This window comes from Aquimarina sp. ERC-38, from assembly GCF_026222555.1.
Classification (GTDB): Bacteria; Bacteroidota; Bacteroidia; order Flavobacteriales; family Flavobacteriaceae; genus Aquimarina.
The window spans coordinates 2363659-2383532 of the sequence record NZ_CP098511.1; the positions used below are offsets into that span (position 1 = coordinate 2363659).

At 34.6% G+C, this 19874-nt stretch carries 20 protein-coding genes; 16 read left to right on the top strand and 4 right to left on the bottom strand.

The features are described 5' to 3' along the window. Positions 1-236: 236 nt before the first annotated feature. Entirely contained in the window at positions 237-1889 is a 1653-nt protein-coding gene (gene rho / locus NBT05_RS09690; protein WP_265769666.1) for a transcription termination factor Rho, read from the bottom strand. Positions 1890-2078: 189 nt separating this feature from the next. Here rho and NBT05_RS09695 point away from each other — a divergent pair, with 189 nt between their 5' ends. Beyond that, a complete protein-coding gene (locus NBT05_RS09695) occupies positions 2079-2489 on the top strand; it encodes a DUF4293 domain-containing protein (protein ID WP_265769667.1) in 411 nt (136 codons plus the stop codon). 356 nt (positions 2490-2845) lie between these two features. Here the strand turns inward: NBT05_RS09695 and NBT05_RS09700 are convergent, their stop codons facing one another. Beyond that, the gene (locus NBT05_RS09700) at positions 2846-3340 is read right to left on the bottom strand and encodes a metallophosphoesterase family protein (RefSeq protein WP_265769668.1); all 495 of its coding nucleotides are present in this window, start codon (positions 3338-3340) and stop codon (positions 2846-2848) included. 120 nt (positions 3341-3460) lie between these two features. On the opposite strand from NBT05_RS09700, the gene truA reads away from it, so the two are divergent. Continuing rightward, the gene (truA, locus tag NBT05_RS09705; RefSeq protein WP_265769669.1) at positions 3461-4204 is read left to right on the top strand and encodes a tRNA pseudouridine(38-40) synthase TruA; all 744 of its coding nucleotides are present in this window, start codon (positions 3461-3463) and stop codon (positions 4202-4204) included. Between the two features lie 3 nt (positions 4205-4207). After that, a complete protein-coding gene (locus tag NBT05_RS09710) occupies positions 4208-5968 on the top strand; it encodes an ABC transporter ATP-binding protein (RefSeq protein ID WP_265769670.1) in 1761 nt (586 codons plus the stop codon). Between the two features lie 86 nt (positions 5969-6054). On the opposite strand, the gene cdaA is transcribed toward NBT05_RS09710, so the two are convergent. Next, complete coding sequence (cdaA, locus tag NBT05_RS09715) at positions 6055-6831, bottom strand: diadenylate cyclase CdaA (RefSeq protein ID WP_265773231.1); 777 nt, start codon at positions 6829-6831, stop codon at positions 6055-6057. Between the two features lie 264 nt (positions 6832-7095). Between cdaA and prmA the strand changes: the two genes are divergently transcribed. The 12 genes from prmA to NBT05_RS09775 all read left to right on the top strand — a co-directional run bounded on the left by prmA (position 7096) and on the right by NBT05_RS09775 (position 17437). Beyond that, complete coding sequence (gene prmA / locus NBT05_RS09720) at positions 7096-7932, top strand: 50S ribosomal protein L11 methyltransferase (protein ID WP_265769671.1); 837 nt, start codon at positions 7096-7098, stop codon at positions 7930-7932. Between the two features lie 56 nt (positions 7933-7988). Further along, positions 7989-8264, top strand: a complete 276-nt coding sequence (locus NBT05_RS09725; protein ID WP_265769672.1) for an ATP-dependent Clp protease adaptor ClpS — start codon at positions 7989-7991, stop codon at positions 8262-8264. Between the two features lie 1247 nt (positions 8265-9511). Beyond that, complete coding sequence (locus NBT05_RS09730; protein WP_265769673.1) at positions 9512-10399, top strand: M57 family metalloprotease; 888 nt, start codon at positions 9512-9514, stop codon at positions 10397-10399. Between the two features lie 321 nt (positions 10400-10720). Further along, positions 10721-11902, top strand: a complete 1182-nt coding sequence (gene glp / locus NBT05_RS09735) for a gephyrin-like molybdotransferase Glp (RefSeq protein ID WP_265769674.1) — start codon at positions 10721-10723, stop codon at positions 11900-11902. 6 nt (positions 11903-11908) lie between these two features. Beyond that, on the top strand, positions 11909-12250 hold the full coding sequence (locus tag NBT05_RS09740) for a winged helix-turn-helix domain-containing protein (RefSeq protein WP_265769675.1): 342 nt from the start codon (positions 11909-11911) through the stop codon (positions 12248-12250). Continuing rightward, positions 12247-12834, top strand: coding sequence for a molybdenum cofactor guanylyltransferase (gene mobA, locus NBT05_RS09745; protein ID WP_265769676.1), 588 nt, complete (start codon positions 12247-12249; stop codon positions 12832-12834). The genes NBT05_RS09740 and mobA overlap by 4 nt, the downstream gene beginning before the upstream one ends. Further along, positions 12818-13051 (top strand): MoaD/ThiS family protein, encoded by a 234-nt coding sequence (locus tag NBT05_RS09750; RefSeq protein WP_265769677.1) that lies wholly within the window; start codon positions 12818-12820, stop codon positions 13049-13051. Before mobA ends, NBT05_RS09750 begins: the two co-directional genes overlap by 17 nt. A gap of 4 nt (positions 13052-13055) precedes the next feature. Then, complete coding sequence (locus NBT05_RS09755) at positions 13056-14156, top strand: ThiF family adenylyltransferase (protein WP_265769678.1); 1101 nt, start codon at positions 13056-13058, stop codon at positions 14154-14156. After that, complete coding sequence (locus NBT05_RS09760; RefSeq protein WP_265769679.1) at positions 14140-14580, top strand: molybdenum cofactor biosynthesis protein MoaE; 441 nt, start codon at positions 14140-14142, stop codon at positions 14578-14580. The genes NBT05_RS09755 and NBT05_RS09760 overlap by 17 nt, the downstream gene beginning before the upstream one ends. Positions 14581-14610: 30 nt before the next feature. Continuing rightward, positions 14611-15519, top strand: coding sequence for a bifunctional molybdenum cofactor biosynthesis protein MoaC/MoaB (moaCB, locus tag NBT05_RS09765; RefSeq protein WP_265769680.1), 909 nt, complete (start codon positions 14611-14613; stop codon positions 15517-15519). Positions 15520-15525: 6 nt separating this feature from the next. After that, positions 15526-16533: a GTP 3',8-cyclase MoaA gene (moaA, locus tag NBT05_RS09770; protein WP_265769681.1), complete on the top strand. Its 1008-nt coding sequence runs from the start codon at positions 15526-15528 to the stop codon at positions 16531-16533. Between the two features lie 58 nt (positions 16534-16591). Further along, positions 16592-17437: a helix-turn-helix domain-containing protein gene (locus tag NBT05_RS09775; RefSeq protein ID WP_265769682.1), complete on the top strand. Its 846-nt coding sequence runs from the start codon at positions 16592-16594 to the stop codon at positions 17435-17437. A 113-nt stretch (positions 17438-17550) separates the two neighbouring features. Here NBT05_RS09775 and NBT05_RS09780 read toward each other — a convergent pair whose 3' ends face one another. Next, the gene (locus tag NBT05_RS09780) at positions 17551-18099 is read right to left on the bottom strand and encodes a carboxymuconolactone decarboxylase family protein (protein WP_265769683.1); all 549 of its coding nucleotides are present in this window, start codon (positions 18097-18099) and stop codon (positions 17551-17553) included. Between the two features lie 510 nt (positions 18100-18609). Here NBT05_RS09780 and NBT05_RS09785 point away from each other — a divergent pair. Continuing rightward, complete coding sequence (locus tag NBT05_RS09785; RefSeq protein WP_265769684.1) at positions 18610-19872, top strand: inositol-3-phosphate synthase; 1263 nt, start codon at positions 18610-18612, stop codon at positions 19870-19872. The last annotated feature ends 2 nt before the right edge of the window (positions 19873-19874 follow it).

A 19874-nucleotide genomic window follows, 5' to 3' on the forward strand; every position in this document is an offset into this window, starting at 1 on the left:
ACCGTTAATATTTATTACAATATTAAATTTCAATACTTTAATGATCAGTCTTGATTCTTGTTTCTATAAGCGATAGCGATCTTGAATCTTTACCGGACACTAATACTTTTTTATATAGTCGTTAAAGAATATAAACCTTTCTGTATTAATAGTAAGGATTTTAACTTTTTTACAATAAAAATGCCGAAAGTATACGTATTGAAGACTTTCGGCATTTTTAGATTATTATAGAGAACTTATCCGTTCATGGATATCAGGAATTCGTCGTTATTACGAGTTTGTTTAAATCGTTGATTGATAAATTCCATGGCCTCTACCGGATTCATATCCGCCAGGTATTTTCTCATAATCCACATTCTCTGGACAGTTGTGTCATCCAGAAGAATATCATCTCTACGAGTGCTACTGGATATAAGGTCAATGGCGGGGAAGATACGTTTATTTGCTATTCTTCTATCTAGTTGTAATTCCATATTTCCGGTACCTTTAAATTCCTCAAAAATTACTTCGTCCATTTTTGATCCGGTATCAGTCAGGGCGGTTGCGATTATAGATAGCGAACCACCTCCTTCAATATTTCGTGCTGCCCCAAAGAATCTTTTAGGTTTGTGCAACGCATTTGCATCTACACCACCACTTAATATCTTACCACTGGCAGGTTGTACAGTGTTATAAGCCCTGGCTAGACGCGTAATAGAATCTAGTAATATAACCACATCATGACCACATTCTACCAATCTTTTTGCTTTTTCTAAAACAATATTAGCCACTTTTACATGTTCATTTGCTTCTTTATCAAAGGTAGAAGCTACTACTTCTCCCTTTACGTTACGTTGCATGTCCGTAACTTCTTCCGGACGTTCATCAATTAAAAGGATCATTTGATAAACTTCGGGATGATTAGCAGCAATAGCATTTGCTACATCTTTTAATAACATCGTTTTACCGGTTTTGGGCTGGGACACGATCATTCCTCTTTGTCCTTTTCCGATAGGGGCAAACAAATCCATGATCCGTGTAGAAATGGTACTTTGTCTTTCTGCTAGTTTAAATTTTTCTTGTGGAAATAAAGGTGTCAAATGCTCAAATGCAACCCGGTCCCGAACTACCTGCGGATCTAAACCATTAATTTTATTCACTTTAATCAGCGGAAAATATTTTTCGCCTTCTTTAGGTGGACGTACTTGTCCCAATACCGTATCTCCGGTTTTTAATCCGAACAAGCGTATTTGAGATTGTGAAACATAAATATCATCAGGAGAAGATAAGTAGTTGTAGTCACTTGACCGTAAAAAGCCATATCCATCCTGCATGATATCAAGAACTCCTTCACTCTCTATAATAGCATCAAATTCAAAGTCCGGTTCTTTATATCGGTTCCGATTGTCTCGATTCCCATTATCCCGATTACCGTTATCCCGGTTATTATGATCCCTTTTTTGAGGGTTATTATTGTTATTATGCTTAGGTTTCGGATGGTTTTTCTCTTGTGGTTTATTTCTATGCTCCCTGTTATCGTTAGGGCTTTTATTCTCTCTTTTTACGGGAGGTCTTTTAGCTTCAGGGGTTTCTTCTTTCTCTTTTGGAGTTTCCAATTGAGTCTTCTTTTCAGAAGTTTCAGGTTTGTCTTCACTTACTTTTTTACGGGGTACCGTTTTTCTAGCTGGTTTTGGTTTACTTTCCTGCTTTTTTTCAGTAGTATCACCGATTATTGTATTTTCAGAAGAAATGACTTCTTCTATCTTTTTTGGATTAGAAGCTTGATAATCAAGTATTTGATATACCAGGTCTAATTTTTTTAAGGTACGATATTTTGGTACGTTCAAATTTTTTGCCATCTCCTGGAGTTCCGGCAGTTTTTTTGCTTTTAATTCAGAAATCTCTAACATTTAAATAGTTGTATAATTTTAATCCTGATATGAATTTTCTAAAAGAATTTTTGGGAATAGATTATTAAGAGGGTTGGCGGTTGCGTTGAAATAAAACCGTCTTATTTTGAGTTGCAAGTATACAACATTATTTTCAATATTTTTCACTTATAAAATAAAAGAAACAATTACTTTTGCTTTTTTCTAATTATGTTACAAAGAATTCAGACAATTTACCTACTACTGGCAGCAGCTGTTTCCGGGGCAATTTGCATTTTTGTACCTTACGGGATTGATGCCAATAAAGTAGAAATCTACGCTTATGAAAAACCGCTAGTGTTCGGATTATTTATAGCATCTGCTTTACTCTCGCTAATTACTGTATTTCTATATAAAAACCGAAAGCTTCAGTTTGTTCTGGGGCGGGTTAATATCTTATTAAACTTAATTTTACTAGGAGTATTTGTTTACTGGTCGCTAACTATATCTGGAGAAACTATGGTTTCTGAGAAAGGTATTGGGATGGTGATTCCTATCGTTTCTATCGTTTTATTAGTAATGGCCAATAAGGCTATTAAAAAGGATGAAGATCTTGTAAAATCTGTAGACCGTTTACGATAAACCTTAAATCTTAGTAGTATTAGTGCGTGAACCCGAAGTATGCCAACTTCGGGTTTTTTTATAGGTGACATCTATTACTTTTAAAAAATCATATGGTTTTATGTATTGTAATTATTGGTGACCGATGGAAATAAATTATAGTTTACAAAACATCGTAAAATAAGGTAATTGTAAACTTTAAAATATGTAGAGGCTACTTTTTAAAAGTAATTTGTTTTTTCTGACATAAATAATTTAATAATGTTACTTTTCTAATATTATGATGATTAGTCTTAATTCTTGAAGTGATAGCGACCTGCCCGTCTGCAGGCGGGTCTTGAATCTTTACCTCACACTAATTATATTAGTAGTTTTCTTTATTTTGAACCTAATTCAATGACTTCCATATCTTTAATTCGATCTTTATCTATAGTAAAGCGTACCATCGTTCTTTTTTTATGAAAGCCGTGTTTTCCTGCTGCACCCGGGTTAATATGTAGTATATGATTTTCCTTATCATTCATCACTTTTAAAATGTGTGAATGTCCGCATATAAATAAGCGGGGTTGATACTCCTGTAATAAGGGCTTGGTTCTTTTATTATATTTAGGGGGATATCCACCTATATGAGTCATCCAGACCGAGATTTCTTCACAATAAAAGCGCTGGTCTAACGGAAAGCTTTTTCTGATAGATGCATCATCTATATTGCCATATACTGCTTTTAAAGGTTTTAAAGCTTCAATAGCATCGGTGACTTTATTGTTTCCTATATCTCCTGCATGCCAAACTTCATCGGCTAATGAAACATAGTGTAATATTCGGTCATCAATATAACTATGCGTATCACTTAATACTAGTATATTTTTCAAAGGCTGCTATTTAAGGGATAGAACTACAAATATCTGTAATTTGAAGTATCTTTGAAATGAATCAAGAAAAAAGATAGCTTTACTTTTTAAATATTTCTGGTAATAAGTCCTACAGATCACATGCGTTATTTTATAGATATTTCTTTTAAGGGAAGTTCTTATCATGGGTGGCAAAAACAACCCAATGCTAATACGGTACAAGAAACCATTGAAGAAAAATTATCCATTTTATTTCATAGAAAGGTGGATATTATCGGAGCCGGACGAACAGATAGTGGGGTTCATGCCCGACAATTGATTGCACACCTGGACCTGGATGAGAGCGAAGACCTGACCAACATATTATATAGATTAAATTCTTTTTTACCTCAGAATATTTCGATCAACTCAATAGTCCCGGTAATTTATGAAGCACATGCGAGGTTCTCTGCCTTATCCAGGTCTTATATATATAAAGTACATACTCAAAAAAATCCTTTTTTCAACGATTTTTCTTATTTGGTTACGCATCCTTTAGATATAGCAATGATGAATAAAGCAGCTGGTATGTTATTAGATTATAAAAACTTTAAATGTTTTAGTAAAGGTAAAACAGACGTTAAAACCTATTTTTGTGATATTAAAGAGGCAGGCTGGCGAATGGAAGGAAACCAATTACAATTTTACATTAAAGCGGATCGTTTTTTACGAAATATGGTAAGGGCCATTGTAGGTACACTGCTGGAAATTGGTTCGGGTAAATTACCTATTACGGAACTCCCGGTAATTATTGAAAGCCAGAACAGAAGCAAAGCAGGATTTTCAGTACCGGCACATGGCTTATACCTGCAAGAAGTAACCTACCCCCAATCTATTTATTTATAACCTATGGCTCAAGATAATGGAAACGCTTTTGACCTTAATTTGTTTCGCAGGCTTTTAAGATATACTCGACCTTACCGGTTAGTATTTGTATTTGTAAGTTTTGCCGCAATTGTCATTTCATCACTGACTATTTTACAACCGCATTTTCTTAAGTTAATAGTAGATGATGCGATTAAAACAACAAATCAAGAGTTATTGGTATCCTATATCTCCATTTTACTATTGTTGTTGCTTGCCGAAGTGGTTTTTCAATTCTTCTTTATTTATTTCACAAACTGGCTAGGCCAGGAAGTAATTCGGGATTTAAGAGTAGAATTGTTTGAACACATGCTTGCTTTTAAAAAACAGTATTACGATCAGACCGCGGTAGGTCGCTTAGTAACCCGTGCGGTGAATGACATTGAAACGATTGCCAGTATCTTTAGTCAGGGACTATTCATGATTATCAGTGACTTGTTAAAGATGACGGCGATACTTTTATATATGTTTTACCAGAGTTGGCAACTGTCATTAATTGTTTTGGCTATTTTCCCGTTTTTACTATACGCTACCCGGGTTTTTCAGAAAAAGATGAAGATTGCTTTTGAAGAAGTTAGAATGCAGGTTTCCAATCTCAATTCCTTTGTACAGGAGCGGATTACCGGTATGAAAATAGTCCAATTGTTTACCAGGGAAAAAATTGAGTACGAAAAGTTTAAAGATATTAATAATAAACACAGAAAAGGCTGGATAAAGACAGTCTGGTATAATTCCATATTTTTTCCGATTGCTGAAATCTGTAGTTCCATCGCCATAGGCTTGATTGTTTGGTTTGGAGGATTACGAGTTTTAGAAGGAAATACTATTAGCCTTGGGTTAATTTTTGCCTTTATTCAACTGGTTTCTTTACTTTTCCGGCCATTACGTCAAATAGCAGATAAATTTAATACGTTACAAATGGGAATGGTAGCGGCTAACCGGGTGTTTGCTATTTTAGATACAAATTCTAAAATTGATAATAAGGGTACGTTGACATTACAGCATGTTTCCGGGGCTATTACTTTTAAAGATGTACGTTTTAGCTATATTAAAGGAGAAGAAGTCCTAAAGGGTATTTCGTTTAAGGTCAATCCCGGAGAAACGGTGGCCATTGTGGGCGCTACAGGTGCAGGTAAATCTACCATTATTAATCTGCTAAATCGATTCTATTCTATTGATAGCGGTGAAATCCTGGTAGATTCGAAAAATATTAATACAATTAAACTAGAATCTCTAAGAAGTCATATTGCTGTGGTATTACAAGATGTATTTCTTTTTGCAGATTCTATTCTTAATAACATTACCCTGGACCAGAAAGAAATCACCGAGCAGCAGGTAATTACAGCTGCACAAAAAATTGGTATTCATAAATTTATACAGAGCTTACCCAACGGTTATCACTATAATGTAAAAGAACGAGGGAGTATGTTGTCTTCGGGTCAGCGACAACTCATTTCTTTTTTAAGGGCGTATGTATCTAACCCTAGTATCTTAGTTTTAGATGAAGCCACATCATCCGTAGATTCTTATAGCGAGCAATTAATACAAGAGGCTACCAGTAAAATTACAAAAGGAAGAACTTCTATTGTCATTGCACACCGATTAGCTACAATTCGTAATGCGGATAAGATTATTGTAATGGATGACGGGTATATTGTTGAACAGGGAACCCATGAAGAACTACTAACAATAACCGATGGATATTACAAGAATCTGTATGAAGTTCAGTTTGCCGCGGTTTCTTAACAAATGATACCTTTAATATTCATATTAGAACAGCTGCATACAACACGGATGTAGAAAACCTAAAAGAGAGATAATAATAATTCAAATTAAGATAAATCCTTCCGTAACTTTTCTTCCAAGTCCAGCCAGTTTTTATAAGGGACAAAATTTCCGTTTTTGATATACGAAGTTTTACCGGACTCTTCACTAACTATCAAAACAACAGCATCCGTTTTTTCAGAAATTCCGATGGCGGCTCGATGCCGTAAACCGAAGCGTAACGGAATATTACGTTCGTTGGTTACTGGTAATATTGCCCGGGTGGCTACAATTTTGTTTTCTTCGATGATAATAGCACCGTCATGTAAGGGACTGTTTTTATAAAAAATACTTTCTAGAATGGGAGTGTTTAGAATAATATTCATACGATCTCCACTGGTTTTTACAAAGTCCAGCGAGGTACTTCTCTTAATAACAATCAGCGCACCAGTATGGCTTTTGCCCATTTTTTCACAAGCTTTGATAATAGCTTTAATGTCTGTTGTAGATTCTTCACCGTCGTCCCTTATAAACTTGAGTTGTTTCAAAAAAGCTCTATTTCGACCAAAATTGGTAGACCCAATCATTAATAAGAATTTTCGGATTTCCTGTTGAAACACAACAATTAAGGCAAACATACCAACCCCAATAAACTCACCTAAAACACTACTTAACATTTCCATGTTTAATAGCTGAGTCAATTTCCAGACCAGGTAAATAATAACAATACCGATAAAGATATTGATAGCGGCAGTTCCTTTTACCAATTTATAAATGTAATAAAGCAAGGTAGCCACCAGGACTATGTCAACTACATCTAAAATTCTCAGGTCAATCAGATCCAACGATAAGGGTTTATGTAAAAATATAAAATTAATAGTTGTACAGGCTTCATACATTAAATTTATACGAATATTCCTTTAAGAAGAGGGCGTGGGATAGCACCAGGCTTTGTTTTACTATTTATAAATATTATGAATAATATAACTAGATCAACATTAGATAGCACGAATCTTCTATGCCGCTTTACATACATTTAGCTATAAAAGTAAAATAAGCTTTGGCCTTAGCTTTAAAAATATTAAGTACTTTAGCCCCTTTTTTAAAATATGAAAACACCTGATTACATTGGTTACGTATTTGAAGTTACACCGGTACAACCCGGAACAGAAATATTAATTGCGCAACTAGGGCTGGTAGGATTCGAAAGTTTTGTGGAAAATGAATCTCAAGTAGAAGCCTCTATCCAAAAAGAAGATTGGTACGCTACTATTCTCGATGAGATACAAATACTGAAATCGGATGAGTTTAAGATTACGTATACCTATAAAGAGATTACTCCTGTAAATTGGAATGAAGAATGGGAGAAGAATTTTACTCCCATCATAGTTGATGATGTTTGTAGTATTCGAGCTTCCTTTCATAACAAGCCTGCCTGTTTGTATGATATAGTGATTAATCCTAAAATGTCTTTTGGAACCGGTCATCATGAGACTACGTTTATGATGGTACAGCATTTACTAGTATTAGATATGAAAGGAAAATCTTTGTTGGATATGGGTTGTGGTACTGGGGTTTTAGCCATTCTCGCAGAAAAATTAGGCGCTGGTCAGGTAGATGCTATCGATATTGATAATTGGTGTTATCTGAATACTAAAGAGAATTTACAACTAAATAATACTAGAACTATTGAAGTTTTTGAAGGAGATGCAGGAAGTATTCAAAATACGTATGATATTATCATTGCTAACATTAATCGTAATATCCTGGTAGAAGATATACCGGTATATGCTCAACACCTTCGTAAAAACGGATTACTTCTTTTAAGTGGCTTTTATAAAGAGGATATACCTTTAATTGATGAAGTATGTAATCAGAATCAATTAGTGAAAGTCAAGCAGATAGAAAGAAATAACTGGATGGCAGTAAGTTACCAGTTAAATTAAAGCAAACATGTTTTTTAATTTATTCAGTATCGACTATATTTGAAAAAAATTAGCACATGAGCGTTCAGGAAGAAGTTTTAGAAGAGGTTTTAGAACAGGTAACTGAAAAGAACAATAATCAAATTGTTCTGTTTAATGATGATTTCAATACATTTGACCATGTAATTGAAATGTTAATTGTAGCATGTGATCACTCTGCACTTCAAGCTGAACAATGCGCAATGTTAGTACATTACAAAGGAAAATGTACGGTAAAAACAGGAGGATATGAAGATCTGGTTCCCAGATGTTCTAAATTATTAGAGGCCGGACTTACCGCTGAAATTCAGTAATACATAAACGAACTTAAAACGCAATAGGTATCTATCGTACGTATCAGATGAAAAGTTATATTTCATGTTGAATATTTACCTGACTTTTAATATTCTTTATTATTAGTGTCCGGTTAAAATAAATAAAAGTTTAGAAGGCATAGTAAAATAAGGTAATTCCAAACTTTGAACTATTTGGTGGTTGCTTTTCACTTTTTAAAAGTAACTTGTTATTTAACGTAAATATTGATTTTCCATACTATAATGATTAATCTTGATTCTTGATTCTAGAAGTGATAGCGATCCTGAATATTTACCGGACATTAATGATTCTTTATTGTCAAAGTGTGTTTTAAGACTACCTGGAACGTACAACTGTACCTGTAAAGCATAAGGTTATTTTATCTTTTTATTTTAAGAACTTGATCCCTACGTAATTGTATTTCTAACTAAATCTAGTGATACCTTCTTTACTGTATGTATATATATTATAACATTAGTGTCCGGTTAAATAAATAAAAGTTTGTGAAGCCTAGTAAAAAAGTGATTCCAAACTTTGAACTATTTAGAGATTGCTTTTTACTTTTTTAAAAGTAATTTGTTATTTAACATAAATATTGATTTTCCATACTATAATGATTAGTCTTGATTCTTGATTCTAGAAGCGATAGCGATCCTGAATGTTTACCGGACATTAATGATTCTATAATATAATAAATGGCTATGATTTCAGCCTTAACTAGATTTGGGTATAAAACCCTTTAGAAAATTTGAAATTATACCTTTCAGTTTTCATTATTGAATACTTCCATAAAGCTAAATTAACTCAAGAAACTATCTGCATTGCTTTAAAAAGCACCTTACAAATGTTAAATTATTAAAATTTTTAAATTTTTTCTAAAAATTTTAATAAGTAAGAAATTTCTTATGATGTTAACATATTAACTTAGTTGAAATGTTATTGCTTTTTCTATCAGTAATTGCTAACTATCATTAGTTATTATTAATATTAGTAGGAAAATACATACAGTTTTTTATCGATAATTCTTTAATTTTACAGATTAAAAAATAAACAATGATACTGCTGTTTTGATGAATATAATCTATGGTTTTTAAGTAAACACCTTAAATAGTTCAATGTAATTGACTTTTCATTAAAAAAAATTGACATATCTTTATTTCGAATTATCGAGAAAGGGGTTACATTATTTGCATTTAAATTTTTATAATTCCATTTTCAAAATAGTAATTAAAACCAAATAATTTTTATGAAAAATTTTAAAGTTTTAGCGCTTTGTGCGTTAACAGCAGGGATTTTCTATTCTTGTGAAAAAGAAGAAAGTGTTTCAGAAGTTAGTACTGAAGCAACCACAGAATTATCTGAAAAAGATCAGATCGCATTAATAGAAGCGGGGGTTAATCCTTTGCATGCAGAGTATTATACTAAAGAAGATATTGACGGAACTTTAACAAAAGGAATTTTAGCAGGAAGTGAAAATTTCAAAGATATTTTTATTGCATTAGATGATTTAACTAATCAATCTTTATCTAAAGGGAGTGACGTTGAAACGAAACAATATAGATCTAATAATCTAGTAGCAAGAAATTCTGTAATTGACGTAGTAGGGTATACTGGGAATTGTAGTAATGGTAGGAGCTGTGCTCTTTCACCAGTAATGCAACAAGGTTTAAGACTAGCTATCAATAACTATAATGCGTTAAATATTTCTTTAAGGTTTCGTTTAACTTTTTCTTCTAACCCGAATGGTGCGGATATTATTATATTTAATCCTGGTGGCACTAATGCCGGAGGAATTGCAGAATTTCCATCTGGTGGAAGACCAGGAGATGTAATTAGAATCTTTGGGGGAATGAATAGATTTAATACAAATGTAAATGAGCACGTAATGACTCATGAAATAGGTCATGCATTAGGATTTAGACATACTGATTATGCTCGTAGAAGATGTGATGGTACTAATGAAGAGCGACCAATAAGTGGGTTTGGTGCAATTAGAATACCGGGAACTCCTAGTGGGAACCAATGGAACGGTCCCAATATTGATTCTAATTCTATAATGATCTCCTGCTTTGATAATCAAGAAGATGGTGAGTTTAGTAATTTTGATAGAATTGCCCTTCGAACCTTATATTAAGATACAAATCATTTTAATTCTGGAAAAAGCTGTTTCATTTTTTATAATGAAACAGCTTTTTTATTTTTATAATGGGTTAATTTAAATGTATAACCTAGACAACTGATTTAACCAACCTCTACTACTTTTTTTAGCTTCCCCTTATAAATTCTATATAGCTTTTCTAAAAATAAATAGGACTACTGGAAGTTTAAGTTTTGAAATTATTTTTTCTTTGGATTTAAAAATAATTTTCTTTTCAGCATTTAGTAATAGAGAACGGTATACTTTATAAGTTTCGTTATATTTGTTCGAACATAACGCTAATTTGTAACCTTCGCAATGATTTCTATCCAAGAAGCCTATCAATTTATAAAAAGCAACGTTTCTGTTACTTCTAAGACCTTAGAAATTCTTTTAACGGAAGCAACGGGATATACCTTAGCAAAACCTGTTCATTCCATTATTGATATGCCTCCGTTCAGACAATCTGCAATGGATGGATATGCTTTAAAGTTAAATAATCAAACCAATTACAAAATAATCGGTGAAGTACAAGCCGGATCTTCCTTAAACCCAAAGTTAAAACCAGGGGAAGCTGTACGTATCTTTACCGGGGCAGGCGTACCTGACGATGCGGATGCTATCATTATTCAAGAGCAGGTTGAAGTAGTAGGTGAAGAAATTCGGTTTCAACATAACCCAAAGCTAGGCGATCATATTAGGGATACGGGAGAACAAATAAAGACCGGAGAGATAGCCATTCAAGGAGGTGTAAAATTGACACCCGCTGCTATCGGATTTTTGCAAGGACTTGGAGTCGATAAGGTAACGGTCTATCAGAAACCTAATATTGCGATCATTACAACAGGTGACGAGTTAGTAACTACGGATCAAATATTACAACGAGGACAAATCTATGAAAGTAACGGTTTAATGTTACAGGAAGTATTACATCAATTGCATTACCAGAACACTTCCATATACAAAGCAATTGACACCCTGGAAGAAACCAGGTCTACTATTCGAGAAGCTTTAGACAAATACGATATAATTATTATTACCGGAGGTATTTCAGTTGGGGATTATGATCATGTGAAGAAAGCAATGGAACTGGAAAGAATTACCGAGGTGTTTTATAAGGTAAAACAAAAACCTGGCAAACCGCTTTACTTTGGTAAGAAAGAAGAAAAACTAATTTTTGCCTTACCCGGAAATCCAGCTGCGGCGTTAAGCTGTTTTTACGTACATGTACACCAGGCATTGGAATGGTTTACGGGCAACACGGAGTTTGAAGTGGCTAAATTTTTGGTTAGAAATAAATATCATTATATAAAAAAAGGAGATAGACCTCAATTTTTAAAAGCCTTTGTAGACACTACCGGGGTAAGCATTTTAGGTAGTCAGAGTTCAGCGATGTTGCGATCATTTGCTGTGACTAATTGCCTCGCTTACCTTCCTCAAGAAGTTGCAGAAGTACAAGTTGATGATACTATTCATATTATATTATTACCCCAATTATAAATAGATATGTACACGATAAAAAATAGGATTTGGATAGAAATGAATGAAGGGGGTAAGGTCTTATTAGGTCATGGCCGGGTACAGTTGTTATCAGCCATACAAGAACAAGGTTCTTTATCCCGGGCAGCAAAATCTTTACAAATGTCTTATAAAAAAGCATGGGATTTAGTCAATAGTATGAATCAGGCAGGAACCCAACCTGTAGTGATTTTACAAACTGGTGGAAAAAAAGGAGGGGGTGCTACACTTACAGTATACGGAAGTAAATTAGTTGACGTTTTTAAACAGGTAACTCTTAACAGTCAATTATTTTTAAAAGAACAGGAGAAATTAATAAATACCATATGACAATTCCGTACCAGCATATCACCGGAATACTCCTGGCAGGCGGCGCAAGCAGGCGTATGGGTACCGATAAAAGTTTATTAAAGTTTCAGAACAGTACATTTATAGAAACCAGCGTTCAAAATTTAAAAAAAGTAGTAGAAAATATACTGATTGTTGCAAATAGTAAACCGTATGACTATCTGAATATTCCAGTAGTCACAGATATTATTATAGATTCCGGGCCGTTAGCCGGATTACATTCCGGATTAACCAATAGTAAGACGGATCTCAATCTGGTAGTTACAAACGATATGCCCCTAGTAGACGCGTCATTTTTAGTCAAGTTAATTAATGTATTCGATATAAAACATGATGCATTATGGTGCTTTTCCGAAGGAAATGACATTCCGCTACTGGGAATCTATAAAAAAAGCATGGCTACAACCTGTGAAAGATTATTAAAAAACGGAGAAAAACGGGTGTTACAATTACAAAACCTTTCATCCATTCAAAAATATAAAGTAGAAGCCACGTACGTTTCTTGCCTGCAAAATATAAATACACCAGAACAATACAAGCAAATTAGCCATGGAAATCACGGTTAAATATTTAGGGATGATCGCTGAGGCAACTGGTTGTACTTCAGAAGTGATAGCTACTGATCAGACAAAGGTTACCAGTTTTTTAGAAGAATTATATAAGAAATACCCGGATTTAAAAAATATGGAATTTAAGGTTGCACAACAACAGGAGTTAGTAGAGGTTTCGGCAACCATAACCGGAGCCGAAATTGCATTACTTCCACCATTTTCAGGCGGTTAATTTTATGGAACGATATAGCAGGCATATATTACTTCCGGAAATCGGAGAGAGCGGACAACAACAGATTAACCGGGCTAAGGTTTTAGTTATTGGTGCTGGAGGTTTGGGTTGCCCGGTATTGCAGTACCTGACCGCAGCAGGAGTAGGACAAATCGGGATTGTAGATTTTGATAGGGTAGAAGTATCTAATCTACAACGACAAATCCTTTTTTCTGAAAATGATATTGGAGTAAATAAAGCACTAGTAGCAAAAGCCAGGTTAAAAGCTTTAAATAGTACTATTAGTTTTAAAACGTATTCGGAAAAGCTTTTACTTTCTAATGCATTTGATATTATTAGATCTTATGATATTGTCGTTGATGGCACCGATAATTTTGAAACCCGATACTTAATTAATGATGTCTGCATACAATTACATAAACCGGTCGTGTACGGTGCAATTTATAAGTTCGAAGGACAAGTAAGTGTTTTTAATTACCAGGATGGGCCAAGTTATCGTTGCCTCTTTCCGGAAACACCTCAAAACAGTATTCCTAACTGTAGCGAAGTAGGTGTTTTAGGTGTTTTACCAGGAATTATAGGAACGATGCAGGCAAATGAGGTACTTAAAATCATTATAGGAAACCTTCCGGTATTGTCCGGTCGATTATTAAACTATAGTGCTAAAACCGGGGAAACCTATACCTATCACTTTTCAGCAAACAAAGCACTTATTAAAGAAATAAGAATAAAAACATTGAAGTCCGAAGATTATCAGATCATTTCTCTTTGTGATACGGATATACAAGAAGTCGCAGAAATTTCTTTAAGTCAAATTGCTATAGATGATACGATTCAATGGATTGATGTTCGTAATCCTGAAGAAATTCCGGTTATAAAACATCCCGAAATTATAAAAATACCGCTTGCTTCTTTAGAAAATAAGATACCAACTTTAGATAAAAACCAAAAAACCATAGTGTTTTGTCAATCCGGGAATAGAAGTAAAAAAGCAACGGCTATTTTACAACAAGAACAGTTTAAAGAAGTGTATAGTTTTAAAGGAACAGCAACTACTATTCAATCTTTATTTAACACCAAAATTGCATATGGACAAGAAAATTAAAAACGTATTCAGGCAAGGAGCCATCTCCAGTGACTTTATTGGTAACTCCATTGCAAAACACCAGTCTAAAACCAGTATTGGGGCTCATAATATATTTCTCGGTCAGGTACGTGCAGACGTAATCGCAGATAAAACGGTAACTGCAATTGAATATACCGCTTACGAAGAAATGGCAAATCAGAAATTTCATGAAATCCGGGAGCGGACATTTAAAAAATTTGATTTGACCTGTATGCACATTTATCATAGTTTAGGTACGGTAGCTGTAGGTGAGATTTGCCTGTTCGTATTTGTTTCTTCGCCCAGGCGGAAGGTGGTTTTTGAAGCATTGGAATTTGTAGTTGAAGCAATTAAGGAAGAAGTTCCGGTTTTTGGTAAAGAGATTTTTGAAGACCAATCTCATCAATGGAAGGTGAATAGTTGATCGACATATTAAATTATAATAGAATCATTCATGGTTGATATCACCTATAAAAAAAATACACTTCGTATTGCAACTGCACAAGCAATTGTAAAAGTTGGTAGTCAAGATACGATAACGGCAATTAAAAATAATCAAGTGCCTAAAGGCGATGTTTTTGCCATGAGCAAAGCAGCAGGTTTACTAGGAGTTAAAAAAACGCCTGAACTCTTACCGGACTGCCATCCCTTGCCTATTGAATATACTGGGATAGCTTATGAAATAGAGGGTTTAGAAATAAAGGTATTAGTAACTATTAAAACAATCTATAAAACCGGGGTAGAGGTAGAAGCCATGCACGGGGCTAGTATCGTAGCATTAAATATGTACGACATGTTAAAGCCGATTGATAAGAATGTGGTTATTGAACATATCAAATTAGTTAAAAAACAGGGTGGTAAAAGCAGTTATCCTCTTCATCTCAACGAGGAAGTCAAAGCACATGTCATTGTATGTTCGGATAGTATTAGTGCTGGTAAAAAAGAAGATGCCTCCGGAAAAGCTATTGTAAAAAAGCTAAAACAACATCAGGTTCATATTAAAGAATACAAAATTATTCCGGATGAAGCAGACTTAATTCGTGAAGAAGTTGAAAATGCTAAAAGCGAAAATTGCAACCTTCTAATTTTTACCGGAGGTACCGGACTTTCTCACCGAGACGTTACTCCCGAAGCTTTACGCCCATTGCTGGAGCGTCCTGTACCAGGTATTGAAGAAGCGATACGTTCCTATGGTCAAGATCGTATGCCCTACGCTATGCTCTCCCGTAGTGTGGCCGGAATGATTGGAGAGATGTTAGTATTAGCATTACCCGGATCTACTAAGGGAGCTGCGGAATCTATGGATGCCATTTTTCCGGCGGCATTGCATATATTTAAAATTGTTCGGGGAGCACAACATTAAAAAATTATGAGTCAAACTACCAATATATTGACGGATTCCTTCGGACGGAAGCACACGTATTTACGTATATCACTTACGGAGCGTTGCAACCTGAGGTGTACCTATTGTATGCCAGCAGAAGGGATTGCCTTATCTCCGAAGAAGAATATTATGACCTATGAGGAGATTTATACGATTGCTAAGGAATTCGTAGCAAACGGGGTAACCAAAATCAGGTTAACCGGAGGAGAACCCTTGGTAAGAAAAGATGCGGATGTTATTATAAAAAAATTGGCAAGCCTTCCGGTAGAATTAACTATGACCACTAATGCGGTATTAGTAGACCGATATCTTCAGGTGTTAAAAGAGAGCAACATCAAAACGTTAAATGTAAGCCTGGATTCCCTTTCATCAACAAAAAATAAAACCATTACTCGTCGTAGTGATTTTAAAAAGGTAAAAGAAAATATTCATTTGTTACTAGAAGAAGGATTTACCGTTAAAATAAATTGCGTCTTAATGAAGGGGGTTAATGATGACGAACTTATTGATTTTATTAAATGGGGTCAATACCTGCCCTTACATATTCGTTTTATTGAATTTATGCCTTTTGACGGAAACCGGTGGAACTTAAACAAGATGGTGTCCCTTCAGGAAATTCTGGATCACGTATACAAAGAATGGGATAAAAAAGAAGTGATACGTCTTACCGATGCGCCTAATGATACAGCAAAGAATTATCAGATAAAAGGATTTCAAGGGACTTTTGCCATCATCAGTTCCGTAACTAATCCCTTTTGTGATTCCTGTAATCGGTTACGGCTTACCGCAAACGGACAGTTAAAAAACTGCCTTTTTTCTTCTTCAGAATCCGATATTTTGACTGCTTTACGAGAGGGTAAAGCGATACAACCGGTAATTCAAAAAGCGGTGCAGACTAAATTTAAAATTCGCAGCGGGATGGAAACCATCGCACAATTTGACAATATGGAAAGCCATAGCAATAATCGAAGTATGATACAAATAGGAGGTTGAGAGGTATAAGTGTATACGTCGTATATTTGATAAAATGTTCAAATAGGTTACTATCATCATGAAACTGGAATATAAAAGCATTAAAGAAGACAGTTACCTGGTACTTACTAATTTTAATTGTGAACCTTCTCAAAATATATTGGCAGACAAGGATTTATTTAAAATTATCTGGTGTCAGGAAGATTCGGTTACCGTAGAAATTGATGGATATCAGATAGTATTACAACAACAGGAACTGTTATTTTGTACGCCATCTAACCTCCTTAAGGTTCCTCAAACCACGAAGTTGTTAGCACTTGTTTTTAACCGTGAATTCTATTGTATTCGAGATCATGACCGCGAGGTTTCCTGTCACGGGCTTTTATTTTACGGATCTTCAGAACCTCCGATATTGAAGTTATCCGAAAAATACCAAAAGAGTATAAAAAACATGTTTACCATTCTAAAAGAAGAATTTGAAACTAAAGATCAGATTCAGGGTGAAATGTTAAGAGTGCTTTTAAAACGATTGTTGATCACTTCCAGCCGATTGATAAAGGCGAACTTGCCGGAGCCGGAAATTTCCAATAGTCAAATTGATATTGTACGTCAATATAATATCCTGGTAGAACAACATTTTAAGACAAAACATAAAGTTTCTGAGTATGCACAACTTTTATTTAAATCTCCCAAAACTCTTTCGAACCTATTTAGAAAGATGGGGGATAAGTCACCTCTAAAAATAATTAATGAACGTATTGCATTAGAAGCTAAGCGCCTGTTACTGGCTTCAGATAAAACCACCGAAGAAATTGCTTATGACCTGGGGTATAAAGAAGCCGGACATTTTTCTAAGTTTTTTAAAACCCAAACCGGAAGTACGCCTGCAGCTTTTAAAAAGAGTAAGAAGCGGACTAAAGTGTGATTTATTACAAATATTATAGGCAGTTTGATAAACCACTTTTAAAAAATAAAGTCGAATCTTTCAGTTAAAGTGATTCGACTTTATTGAACTAAAATAATATACAAGAAAAATTATTAAGCAGGTTCTCCACTTAAAGCAGGAGCTGCCGGGAAGTCTACAGGAACATCCGTAGTATTATGGATATAGTTAGAGATTGTTTTATCTCCCACTAGTACAATCGTATCGATTAAATTTTCTTTTGTCCATCCCGCTGCAAAGAAATTCTCAACTACTTCACTAGTAGCTTTTCCTCGATTTTCAGCAACGTTTTTAGCTAATTTAGCCAGGGCATCTAATTTACTATCAAAAGAAGCGCTACCTGATCTAAGCTCTAGAATTTGTTCTTCTTCAAAACCATTCATTTTTCCGATAGCGGTATGAGCAGCCAGGCAGTAGTTACATTCATTTACTTGACTTACCGCAAGGTTAACCACTTCTTTTTCTTTAGCTTTTAATGAAGTTGGTGCATTAGCAAAATCCAGGTAATTTTTTAAGGCATTATTAGAAAGCGCATAAGTAGCGTATAAATTAGGAACAAAACCTAAAGCTTTTTCTAAGTTGTCAAATATTTGTTGGTTGGTTTCATTTACTTCTGATCTGTTAGGTACATTAAATGTTGACATGATTTATGTTTTTAAATTATTACTATTTTTATTTGTTGATACAAAGGTGCAACCGTATGACTCTTTATCATAGGTACTTTATTCCCGAATGATGATGGATAGTTCCTTAATTTAAAAACAGATAAGCTATTCTTTTAATTTTATAAGATAAATAAAAAGGTTTTCTATGTAAGAGAATAAACCAGTTCCGTTCCTTTGGAAGATATTTGGTTTTGGACTTCATCTAAATATGTCATTTAGTATTTTTTATTCTCATAAATAATTCCTAATATTAAGATGGTTTTACCATAAAATCTATTGTTTTTAATTTTAGAAAAAATCAAAGAAAGTATATACATAAATTAAAAAAGGTACCTGAACCCTTATAAAAGGGGTAGATTTTGATCTTTTTTAGATAAATGGTGAGTGTTATCCGATTAATGCTAAGATTGTACCGGATAGTTTCCGGTGTAATGTGAAGCATCCAGTACCTTGACATTCACAAATGTTATAAACTCTAATTTCAACCATATGAAGAAGAAGGAACAAACAGCACCTCAAAAAATGGGTGTAGCTATTATTGGACTAGGAGGTGCGGTAGCAACCACTGCCATTGCAGGATCTTTATTACTAAAAAAAGGGATTCACTCTAAAGCAGGCTTACCCCTGGCAGAATTTGATCATTTTGACCTTGCCGAATATGAAAATATAGTATTCAGAGGCTGGGATTTATATGACTTGAACCTGCATGAAGCAGCATGTCATCATGGGGTATTGAGTAAAGAACAATTAAAAGAAGTAGAAAGTGAACTGTCCGGGATCAAACCATGGCCTGCCATTTCAAACAAGGAGTTTTGTGAAGGTGTTGCCCTGGAAGATGAAGACACTTCCAGATCCTTATCAAAACAGGTAGAATGTATCATTGAAGACATTCAATCATTTGAAGCAGAATTAGGTGCACCGGTTGTAATTATCAACCTGGCATCTACGGAACATGCTATTGATATGGAAAATCCTGCGTTTCAGACCTTAAAAAGTTTTGAGACCGCCCTGGAAGAGGATAGTAAAGAAATCTCTCCGGCTATGTTATATGCCTATGCAGCAATTAAAAACGGAAATCCGTACGCTAACTTTACACCTAGCGTAGCGGTAGATATTCCTGCATTAATTGAATTTGCAGAAACTAAAAATGTACCAGTAGGAGGTAAGGACGGTAAAACCGGTCAAACCTATATTAAAACAGTAATCGCACCTTCGTTAAGAGCAAGGGCGCTTAAAGTAGACGGTTGGTTCTCTACCAATATTTTGGGTAACCGTGATGGAAAAGCATTGGATAAACCAAAATCCTTACAATCCAAACTGAACACCAAAGGAACCGTGCTGGATTCTTGTTTAAATTACCCGGTAGAAAATCATGTAGTACATATCCATTACTACAAGCCTAGAGGAGACAACAAAGAAGCCTGGGATAATATTGATGTAAGCGGTTTCTTAGATCATAAAATGCAGATCAAAGTAAACTTTTTATGTAAAGACTCCATTCTTGCCGCACCTTTAGTGATTGAAATCGCAAGATGTCTCGAACTTGCTCAAAGAAAAGAAGAAGGCGGTATTTTAAAAGAACTGGGTGTATTCTTTAAATCCCCATTAACTCCCGAAGGTGAAGAGATAGAACACAGATTTGACATTCAACAACAAGAATTGCTTACCTGGTTAGAATATTTACAAACCAGGGAATCTATTAGTGTGGATCAAAAAAAAGAAGAAGATGTAACTAACGAAGTATTAGTATAAGC